1 protein-coding gene is annotated in these 501 nt (G+C 81.2%); it reads right to left on the bottom strand.

Annotated elements, in window-relative coordinates; genetic code table 11:
* On the bottom strand, positions 1-501 hold a 501-nt coding region (locus BST40_RS33670; RefSeq protein WP_208618960.1), incomplete at both ends, for a hypothetical protein.

Here is a 501-nt window from a genome sequence, read left to right as displayed (position 1 = left end):
CCGGCGCCGCCATCGCCGGCGTGTGCGCTGCCGCTCCCCTGCCCACCGACGCCACCGGCGCCGCCGTCGCCGAACAACCCGACGGCGTTGCCGCCGGCCCCGCCGGCTCCGCCCCCAACTGAACTCCCGGCACCACCGCCGCCGCCGGACCCGCCGTCGCCGACAAGCAAGCCACCGGAACCGCCGGCGCCGCCGACGCCCCCGCTGACGATGCCGGTGCCACCCCGACCACCGGCGCCGCCGTGACCGAACAGCCCCACGGCGTTGCCGCCGGCCCCACCGATGCCGCCGGTGCCGGCGAGCCCAGTGCTGACTCCGCCGGCGCCGCCGGCGCCGCCGTTGCCGACGAGTATGCCGCCGGCACCGCCGGCGCCACCGGCACCGGCAGTGCCGGCATTGACGCTTCCGCCGGCGCCGCCGGCGCCGCCGTTGCCGAACAACCCGGCAGCGCCGCCGTTACCGCCGGGCCCGCCCGCGCGAGTCCCCGCCCCGCCGCGGCCG

Source organism: Mycobacterium persicum (genome assembly GCF_002086675.1).
GTDB classification, from domain to species: domain Bacteria; phylum Actinomycetota; class Actinomycetes; order Mycobacteriales; family Mycobacteriaceae; genus Mycobacterium; species Mycobacterium persicum.
The sequence above is the reverse complement of the archived record's forward strand: the minus strand, read 5'-3'. Positions and strand labels throughout refer to the sequence as shown.